Annotated in this window: 12 protein-coding genes; 4 read left to right on the forward strand and 8 right to left on the reverse strand. The window is 43.4% G+C overall.

The window, feature by feature from the left end:
* Window positions 1-213: 213 nt before the first annotated feature.
* The 7 genes from IM473_RS12405 to IM473_RS12435 all read right to left on the reverse strand — a co-directional run bounded on the left by IM473_RS12405 (window position 214) and on the right by IM473_RS12435 (window position 5,364).
* A complete protein-coding gene (locus IM473_RS12405) occupies window positions 214-360 on the reverse strand; it encodes a PEP-CTERM sorting domain-containing protein (RefSeq protein ID WP_353737446.1) in 147 nt (48 codons plus the stop codon).
* Between the two features lie 162 nt (window positions 361-522).
* The gene (locus IM473_RS12410; RefSeq protein WP_287659324.1) at window positions 523-942 is read right to left on the reverse strand and encodes a pepsin/retropepsin-like aspartic protease family protein; all 420 of its coding nucleotides are present in this window, start codon (window positions 940-942) and stop codon (window positions 523-525) included.
* Complete coding sequence (locus IM473_RS12415; protein WP_043996091.1) at window positions 935-1,195, reverse strand: hypothetical protein; 261 nt, start codon at window positions 1,193-1,195, stop codon at window positions 935-937. The genes IM473_RS12410 and IM473_RS12415 overlap by 8 nt, the downstream gene beginning before the upstream one ends.
* Window positions 1,196-1,346: 151 nt before the next feature.
* Window positions 1,347-1,712, reverse strand: coding sequence for a DUF5615 family PIN-like protein (locus tag IM473_RS12420; protein WP_287659325.1), 366 nt, complete (start codon window positions 1,710-1,712; stop codon window positions 1,347-1,349).
* 3 nt (window positions 1,713-1,715) lie between these two features.
* Window positions 1,716-1,946, reverse strand: coding sequence for a DUF433 domain-containing protein (locus IM473_RS12425; RefSeq protein ID WP_002779924.1), 231 nt, complete (start codon window positions 1,944-1,946; stop codon window positions 1,716-1,718).
* A 241-nt stretch (window positions 1,947-2,187) separates the two neighbouring features.
* The gene (locus tag IM473_RS12430) at window positions 2,188-3,564 is read right to left on the reverse strand and encodes a hypothetical protein (RefSeq protein ID WP_287659326.1); all 1,377 of its coding nucleotides are present in this window, start codon (window positions 3,562-3,564) and stop codon (window positions 2,188-2,190) included.
* Window positions 3,565-3,927: 363 nt separating this feature from the next.
* Window positions 3,928-5,364 (reverse strand): RecQ family ATP-dependent DNA helicase, encoded by a 1,437-nt coding sequence (locus tag IM473_RS12435; protein WP_287659328.1) that lies wholly within the window; start codon window positions 5,362-5,364, stop codon window positions 3,928-3,930.
* Window positions 5,365-5,558: 194 nt separating this feature from the next.
* Here IM473_RS12435 and IM473_RS12440 point away from each other — a divergent pair, with 194 nt between their 5' ends.
* The 4 genes from IM473_RS12440 to IM473_RS12455 all read left to right on the forward strand — a co-directional run bounded on the left by IM473_RS12440 (window position 5,559) and on the right by IM473_RS12455 (window position 7,484).
* A complete protein-coding gene (locus tag IM473_RS12440) occupies window positions 5,559-5,744 on the forward strand; it encodes a DUF3285 domain-containing protein (protein WP_002752941.1) in 186 nt (61 codons plus the stop codon).
* A gap of 11 nt (window positions 5,745-5,755) precedes the next feature.
* Window positions 5,756-6,268 (forward strand): rRNA maturation RNase YbeY, encoded by a 513-nt coding sequence (gene ybeY / locus IM473_RS12445; protein ID WP_287659329.1) that lies wholly within the window; start codon window positions 5,756-5,758, stop codon window positions 6,266-6,268.
* 28 nt (window positions 6,269-6,296) lie between these two features.
* A complete protein-coding gene (locus tag IM473_RS12450) occupies window positions 6,297-6,785 on the forward strand; it encodes a diacylglycerol kinase family protein (protein ID WP_287659330.1) in 489 nt (162 codons plus the stop codon).
* A 459-nt stretch (window positions 6,786-7,244) separates the two neighbouring features.
* Window positions 7,245-7,484: a DUF4327 family protein gene (locus IM473_RS12455; protein ID WP_002738935.1), complete on the forward strand. Its 240-nt coding sequence runs from the start codon at window positions 7,245-7,247 to the stop codon at window positions 7,482-7,484.
* A 229-nt stretch (window positions 7,485-7,713) separates the two neighbouring features.
* Here IM473_RS12455 and IM473_RS12460 read toward each other — a convergent pair whose 3' ends face one another.
* On the reverse strand, window positions 7,714-8,904 hold the full coding sequence (locus IM473_RS12460; RefSeq protein ID WP_287659331.1) for a class I SAM-dependent methyltransferase: 1,191 nt from the start codon (window positions 8,902-8,904) through the stop codon (window positions 7,714-7,716).
* Window positions 8,905-9,197: the final 293 nt, after the last annotated feature.

Here is a 9,197-nt window from a genome sequence, read left to right on the forward strand (position 1 = left end):
CAGATCTCAACAAAATTGAAAAGTTCTGGGCTAGATTGAAAAACTATGTTAGTCAGATTATCAATGATAGTGAAAACCTTGTGGATGCTGTGAGTAAAGCCTTCAGGCATCTGTCCTAACTAACTCGTTCTATGCCATATCAAATAATCCTCTTTTAAATAGCAAAAAAAGAGACCCTTGCGGTTCTCCTGTTGTAATCCCTTCAATTAAAGCTTAGTTTTTGTCTGCCTGGGTGGGGCGGCGCTTGAAGCCAGCCCCCAGAGCGACGACAGCCCCCAGACCGACGAGGGCAGAGGGTTCCGGGGTTTGAGCGGGAGGAGCAGCATCGCATTTAAACCCACAGCTGCAATCAATGTGCATGGTACGTTCCCCAAAAATCGATCGCTGGAGCAGTAGGAGCCACATTAGGGAACGCACCCTACAGCGATTGCGTACTGCTACGCAGTGCCTTCGGCATCGCACTGGCTACGAAGTAAAAACAGTTCGGCAAATGACAAGTTCAGCGGATTGGTTGGCAACAGTTTATTTCTGGATCGGACAAATCTCAAAAGCTAATTCGTTTCGATAAAAGCACACATTAAATTCTGCAAAAAAGTTCATGTGACCTAAAATTACTGGTACATCTGTTGATTGAGTCCACGCAAAGGCAAGTAAAACAGGAGCAAAATGTGCAACTGTCCCAGTCACAACCAGCCCTCGTGACTCACTATGGACAAGGTTTCCACTTAAGGGAATTTGAACAGTTTGATTTTCCCAGACCGCCTCTAACTGTAATCCGATTTCGTAGGGTAAGACATTAACACTAGCACCCGTATCCAATAAAGCCATAACCTCTATTGACTGTTGTCCATCAGTTAAGGTTAGCGGCAAGTATGGCAAGATGCTAGACCGACCAGAACTGTCAGTCCGTTCTGTAAAAGAAAAGCGATGACCGTCAAGCATTTGATACTCCCTTTGCCGACACCAAAAGCTCAGACAAAGCGTGAACAGCTTGATGATCTGCTTGAGGCGACCAGACAACCGCGTTAGTAACCGCTAGTTGCTTGATCAGCATATTTTCATTATGCTCATTACTTGCAGTGTCTAGGCTACATCCTTCCTCTTTGGCTACTGCAAGCAAAAGATAGTGAATAAGCCTGAGCTTGTCTTGATGCGTTAGTTGACTGACAGTTGGCAGGAGTTCGATAAGGGACATATTAAACATCTGGTGTTGCTATCTAATTTGGATCATAGCATCTTCCTAAATCTACCTCTCCCATCAAGGAATACAGCTGCAATCAATGTGCATGGTGCGTTCCCCAAAAATCGATCGGTGGAGCAGTAGGAGCCACATTAGGGAACGCACCCTACGGTGATCGCACCGTTAAGTCTCTCATTCTAATTTTGTCTTCTTCAATAACTGTAAAGTGTCCATACCAGTCATCCCGCAATGAGATAACCTTGACAACTTTCTCAGCGACTACAGAGCCAGAAGGTACTCTTATTCTAAACAAAATAATACCAACACTGGCCGGCAACCTTGAACGAAAGGCGAGTTCTCCAAAATCTTTATCAAATGTCAAGAGAATACGATTTTCTGCTTGGGCGCGACTTAAAACTTCACGGTCCGAGATTCCGGGGGATTCCACCCTAATCCACAGGACATCATGGCCATTTTGTCCTAGGGCTTCAACCGCATCAAGGGGGAAATTTTCGTTCGCTAGAAAACGCATCAGTTAAGCAGGAATAGCATAGACTTTCTCAGATTTGAGCATTACACTAGCATAGCTAAGACAAGCTTGAATATCTTCTACTGTAATACCTGGGTAGTTTCGCAGAATTTCATCAATACTCCAACCTTGGGCGAGAAGATCGATGATAAATTCAACCGCAATCCTTGTTCCTTTAATGATAGGTTTTCCCACCAAAATATCGGGATTTAGTGTAATTCGAGTTTCCCAGTCCATAGCTACATCATTGAAAGTGTTTTCAAAAAGGTCAAGGCTGCGTGGGACGCACCCTATATCTCGTTTTATTATAACAGGATTTGGTATCACAGTTTCAATAAATGTGCATGGTGCGTTCCCCAAAAATCGATCAGTGGAGCAGTAGGAGCCACATTAGGGAACGCACCCTACAAGATCGGCGATCGCACTGTGTTGCTATTATACCATGCTCACACAAAACCTAGAGGAGCCAAAATCCGCCTCATCCTTCTTGGTCATGCTCATTGATTGAAGACTGCTGTTGGCTTGAATTCTCCAAAAGTACTCTGTCATAAAAATCTACCGACTCATCTCCTACTGAAAAATTTTCAGTAGGAGATTTACTATCTTTCTCTAAGCTTAAAGTTTTTGATACGAGTAAGTTAATTATTCCGAGATAAACGCGGTCACTGAATCCAGCCAAGAAGCAAACTATAGCTGTAAATCGAGTAGCATTGTCACTTACACCTAGTTCTTTAGCCGATGGACTCGAACTTTCAGAGCCCAATAGTATCAGACCAGATGTTACAGCAAGGTAAGCAACTGCACTCATCAAAATTCCAATAATGGGCCTTGCAATGAGCCACTGAAATTCTATTGAAAATTTAACACGTCTTTTAACTATATAGAACTTGTATAGAATAGCTGAAAGACTGCCTAATGCTCCCCATATCAAAGCCCAAACTGGTACAGAGATGTATGGAACAGAAACAGCGTTATTATTGGATTCAGCTTGAGTCGAAGCAGATGACATAATTACAGTCAAACCAGCGATATAAACAATAATAACAATAATATTAAAAATCTGCCAAAGCTTTTGCATAATTTGCTCTCTTTTTTCTCTATCAATTATCTCCTTGAAAGAACCTAATAGATATTGAACTTCATTCAATAATTCAGTCTCGACAGCAGGATTTTGTCGCAAATGTTCGAGATGACTCCCAATATCTCTTCTCCATTTTTGCGCAACCTCATAGCGCTTAGTGGACTCGAAAAAAACTCGTCCGCTAGCTTCAGCAATCTTTCTATAATCTTGATAGAGATTCTCTAGTCTAACCTGTGGATCAAGAAGTTTTTTTCGCTCAAGTTCTTCCCTATTTTTTTCAACCGCTAGTTCTAGTTTTTTAAGACGAGTATTAGAACGCCTCAAAGTTGAACCAAATAAAAAATTATCGATTATGAAACCGATAATTACAAAAATGTATGAAAGTAATACTCCTATAACTATAAAAACTATAAAAACTTCTACTGTCACAGGGTTTTCTTCCTTAGTCGGAAACCCCCAAAAACGCATTAAATCCATCACAATTTCTCTCCCATGAAGAGAGAGATAAGAAGAGGCTCCAATTAAACATAAAATAAAGAAAAACGCTAACATAAGAATTAGACGTGGCAGATGTCCTTGTCTAATTGTCCTAAGCTTATTAACGTATTTCCTATAGAGATTAACTGCCTCATAGTCAATGCGATTCTCTAAAATTTCTGGCTCTTCTGGTAGCGTCGTAAAAAAAGGCGAAACATTTTTACTCTCTACCTTACTACTATCAATTTTAGGGAAACTTTCTGTTTCTTCATGTATGTTTTCAGAAGGGCTATCCATGGATCACTAAACTTAAGTTTATTGAGGTCTAACTACATATTATAGGTCAACTTTCCGTATAACACTCTCCAGAGTAACGATATACAGAAACTTTCCGTATAACACTCTCCAGAGTAACGATATGGTTCAACTTTCGGCATATCACTCCATTTAGGCGCAATCACCCGAACTTTTCCCTATATCACGCCCAAAAGCGTGTTAGCCAGATTAGCTTACTGCAAACAATCTCCTTTAAGGAGACTTATCACAGAAGCTTTCCAGAATTATGGCAAAGATTCTCGTATCTGGCTGCACTTGGTCACAAAATTTCACTATTATTTCGGGTGCAGTGATTTGTTATAGTCGATTGTTCACTAAATGGTATCAGCCGCGACGACAATTATCGCAATGACCACAGCGAAAATTATCGGCATTTTCCTGAAACCCAAAGGCATTTAAGAGAAAGTGCCAACGACAGCGACGGGTATAGAGATAGGGAAATATCTCATTTTTGGGTTTAAAAGTCATCTTGGCGGAATTATGGCGATAAATAAGCCGATAATGAAAAGGATCGAGCCATTCTAGGCGATCGAGACTGTGTAAAAGGGAGAGAATAAGCGCACCATCGGGAAATTCGGCACTAATCGCCTCTACTTTGCCCTCTAGGGGAATTTGGGCTAAAATTTGCCAAGCTTGTCGGTATTGACGCTCCTGTTGGTAGTTAAAGAATTTTTGCTGGTTTTTATCGCTATTATCTAACCATCCCGTCGGTTCACTAATTAAGGTGAGAGCCTGCATTTTGCCGCCATCGCGACCACCGCGGCCGATTTCCTGTAGGTATTCCGATAGTAAAGCTGGGGGTTGGTAGTGGACAACCCAACGCACATCGGGTTTATTGATACCCATGCCAAAAGCTGAGGTACAGACAACAAAAGTTAAATCCCCCCGCAGCCAATTTTGTTCTATTTCCCGACGCTGAAAGGGCGATAAACCGGCATGGTAGGCACTGGTGCGATAATGGAGAGATTGCAACCATGCCGCTAAATTTTCACTATGGCGACGGGAACGAGTATAGATCAGGCCGGATTGTCGAGGTTGACCGGTGAGGAAGTTTAATAGTTGATGACGACGACAACCGGGGCTAATACATATTTTCGTGCTTAAGTCAAGGTTTTGACGGTAAGGATTTATTAAGAAAAGCTGTGGTTTTTCTAGTTGTAAAATGCGGGTGAGAGTCTCACGGGTGGCGGGGTTAGCGGTGGCGGTAAAAGCAGCGATCGCTATTTGGCTGCCGGCCGGTTTTGATTGCAGCAGAGCGGGACGGACAGCCCCGAGACGACGGTAGGCAGGACGAAAATTGTCGCCCCACTGGGTTAAACAATGGGCCTCGTCGAGGATGAGAGCGTTAATTTTAACGTGGGGAAGGGTTAATTTTGACCAGAGGGGCGGACTTAAGAGGGTTTCTGGGGAAAGATAGAGAAGTCGCAGGGTTTGGTCTGCGATCGCTGCTAAGGTTTTCTTTCTCTGTTGTCGGGGGATTTCGTGATGAATCAGGGCGACGGGTAATTTTTTGGCTAATAATTCCTCCACCTGATTTTCCATCAGGGCCACTAGGGGAGAAATCACTAGGGTTAAGCCGGTTTTTAATAAAGCGGGCAATTGAAAACAGATAGATTTACCGAATCCCGTGGGCATGACAATCAGGGCATCCTTTGCCGCTAAAATTGTCTCGATAATCTGCTGTTGGGGAAAGCGAAAGCTATCATAGCCCCAAATTTTTTGAAAAATAGTCTGGATGCTTTCGGGATCGTGGGAAGACATGGTTAGACTGCTGGGGTGTGGGGTGTAGGGTGTAGGGTGTGGGGTGTGGGGTGTGGGGTGTGGGGTGTGGGGGAGTTGAGCGGTTTTGACTATCCCGGAAGGGTAACAATTTTTCCCTGGACTTGAATTTTTTTTGCACTTCTTTAATAATCTGTTACACTTATAGCGATCAATCCTTGTCTGGGGAATTACTGATGACTGAACCTGTTAGCACCACTGACCCCGCAGTAGAAACGGCCACCGAAGCGCAACCCAGTTACGTTAAGCTGGCGATGCGGAATATGGTCAAGAAAAAAGGCGTCTCGTTAAAACACTTTTTTTTGACTACAGCAGCCCTATTAGGCTTTTTTGTCGGTATTTCCTATCTGACGCGTCCCTAGGATGAAATCTGGTGAGTGAGACTTTGCCCCTAGGGGTGGATTTATGCCTACAGGATAATTATTTTGATCCCGGAAATAGTCCTGTGGATGGGGAAACTTGGCAATATTGGTTAGAAACATGGTTAGGCTATCTATCGGATTATCTCCCCGTTGCCGCCGGTTATGAACTAAGTTTGCGTTTAACAGACGATCGAGAAATTCGGACCTATAATTCCCAGTATCGCCACAAAGATCAACCGACGGATGTTCTCGCTTTTGCCGCTCTCGAAGTGGATTTCCCAGTCGATGAGGGCATTTTAGAGACAGAACCTTTATATTTGGGGGATATTATCATCTCTGTCGAGACAGCACAACAACAGGCTTTAACACAAAATCATCCTTTGGCGCGAGAATTGGCCTGGTTAACTGCCCACGCTTGTTTACATCTTTTGGGTTGGGACCATCCCGATGAAACAAGTCTGTTAGAAATGCTATCTTTACAGGAAACTTTGTTAAAAGCCGTCGAAATGCCGATACATAGTTAGTTGTTTTTGTCAAGCATTATTGAGGAATATGAAGACAAACTATCATAAAGCCAACCAATCTGCCAGCCTATCTAATCCCTATCTCAACAATAATTTTATCCCTCGATCGGGACAGGTGAGTGAGGGCAACAATCCCAGTCAAAGAGAATACGCTTGGCAAGTCGCCTCGAATCTATTAGTCAGTTTTCGCTACGCTTGGGCAGGAGTTCGTTATGCTTTTGTTAGTCAGAGAAATTTTCGCATTCACACCCTGATTACCCTAGTAGCGATTAGTTGGGGCTTATTTTTGCGGGTTGATGCCATGGAAATGGCGATTGTCACCCTTACCTGCGCTTTGGTGATGGTCTTAGAATTAATCAACACTGCCCTAGAATCAGTGGTAGATCTGACGGTGGGGCAATCCTACCATGATTTAGCCAAAATAGCGAAAGATTGTGCCGCTGGTGCCGTTTTAATCGCCTCGATCGCCGCTTTACTCGTAGCGGCTTTTATTTTTATTCCCCATTTATTAGTTTAAGTGGGAAGCTTTTTTCAGTGTTGCCAAAGGCACGGCGTAGCCGTCCAGTAAACAGTAAACAGTGAACAGTGAACTGAAAACTCAAATCTGATCACTGATAAGCTGTACTGATTTTAAAATGCGTAGGGGAAACTTCAGTACAAATGCTCGAACTTCCTCTCCCTGCTGCCAACTCCGGCACTGCGGTGCAGTCTTAACCAGTAATATTAGATAGTCAACAGCTTAACTGATCAGTCATCACTGATCACTGATAACTGATTTGGCATAAGGGGACTCGACAGCTTTTAGCCAATAAATTTAACTTTTCTTAACCTAAGCCTAAACTGGTAAGGGGAGAGGGTTTCGCTATATATAAAAAATTGTAATCGTCGATACAGCAAAAAATCTCTTTTGTCCCTCTATAGGTTAGACTATAGTTAGTGATAAGACTTCTTTTGTAGATCTTGCAGGAAATCTCCCATGAGTGCCATAACTTTCTCCACCGCTCCCACCGCTTACTCTATCAGGATGATTAAGGACGAAGTCCGTCAGATGGTAGAACAGGGGGTAGTGAGCAGACACCAACCGATCTACACTCTCTGTCAGTTCATTCCCCCCCGGGAGTGGGTTTGTGTTGAATGTGAACTAGAACGGTGTGACTACCTTCTCAGGGATCAAATTGGTGACTTAATCGCCTCGGAATCTTGGGATAATGATTAAATTCTCCCGTTTGCCGATCTGGGCAAAAAGCGGACTGATCAGAAATTTAGCAGCCTTGTCCACTTTCTTAACTATTATAATTCAGCCCCAGTTAGTTCTGGGGCTGAAACTATGGGGACAGGAGGGGGATAATTGTTAAGAAAAAAGAAGTTTTTGTGAGATTTAGCCAAGTTAGTTTAAAAGTTACCCATTGCCAAGGGAAGCTATCTCTAACATCCCAGAATTTTCTCTAACTTAAAATCAGTAGTTGGCGCTGTTGTAAAGAACGCACACCGGTTAATCCCAAAGCAACTTGAGCGTCGATTGCTGCCACGGTTAAACGACCATCACAAGCTTGTAGAAAAGCAAATTCTCTCTCCGAGAGATTAACCGGCCGATAATCGTAGTCTAGAACACTTGCACTAGGCCAACCGTAAAGACAGGGATGAACTTCGGCCACTGCATTCTCTAGGACTTGATCCCCGGACCAATCGGCAGTCAAAATCGGTGGTTTAGCGAGGAAAAATTCATAGTGGGTGATTTCCGGGTCTAATAATTCCGTCAAGCGATAACGTTCCCTTTCCCCTAAATTTTGCGCTCTAGCCATCAATTCGGGGGATTTACCCAATAAACGGTCTAATTGCCAGTAGGAAGGGTTAGAAAAGCCAATAAAGGCTAATCCTGACGCATCAATCAGTTGAAAGAGGGTATCGATATTGTAGTCCACTTCCCGGGGGTGAACGTACATATCAGCGAAGGACTCATCGCGATGATTTTCCATTGACCAACGCTCTTTTTCCCGTTTCAAAATGCGATTATTTTCTGGTAGAGAGGCAAAAATCTCTCGGCCGACAGCGACCCCATCTTTATAATCCCCGCGTCGGTCTCCCTGCAAAAGTGCGATCGCAGATTGCATTAACTGGATTTCCCAGCGGCCCAATTGAGCATAGACGAAAATATGCAGCAGACCACCGGGGGCCAGTTTTTGTGCGAGGGATTGAATCCCTTGAATCGGGTCCGGGAGATGGTGCAGCACCCCGACGCAGTTAATTAAATCAAATTCTCCGGGGAGATTAGTGGCCGATTCAAGGGGTAAATGGTGAAAAGCCAGAGAACCTCGGTGTTTTAGTGCGACTCCCGAACGATTACAGCGTTCTTTGGCAATTTCTAGGGCTTTTTCACTGATATCTATAGCGACTACATGAGCAAAAGGGTTGAGAGCGAGCAGATATTCGGTTCCTGCACCAGTACCACAACCTGCATCGAGAATGCGGATATCCTCTCGTTCGGGCCTACGATGACAACAAAAGTTATAGGCAGCAATCCAATTCCAGCGCCAATTGTAACCCGGAGGAGGTTCGTCTAGGAGCGGTTCGGGGGGGAAAGGATAGGTATTGTAGAGACGTTGTACAGCAGTGCGAATAGTAGCGTCGTCGGACATGAAAATTGGCGGAGTTTAGGATAACACTCGATCGATTGTCTCACAGACGGCAGCGATCGGGAAAGTCAGCCGGGGTTTTTTTGAGTTGGTCGGGAGTAAATGATAAATAATCATTAGACCTCTTGCATAATTTTTTTATGGTATAATATAAGGTTTTGCTTTTTTCTCAATTCTTAGATTGAAGTGGAAAAAAGAATAAAATGTGATCTTAGGTCAGGAAATCATCTATAATTTTGCTATGTTTATTAGCAAAATTATGGATTATCAAAACTTATCAGATGAACAATTCAAAC

Source organism: Microcystis sp. M015S2 (genome assembly GCF_020245945.1).
In the GTDB taxonomy this organism is placed as follows: Bacteria; Cyanobacteriota; Cyanobacteriia; order Cyanobacteriales; family Microcystaceae; genus Microcystis.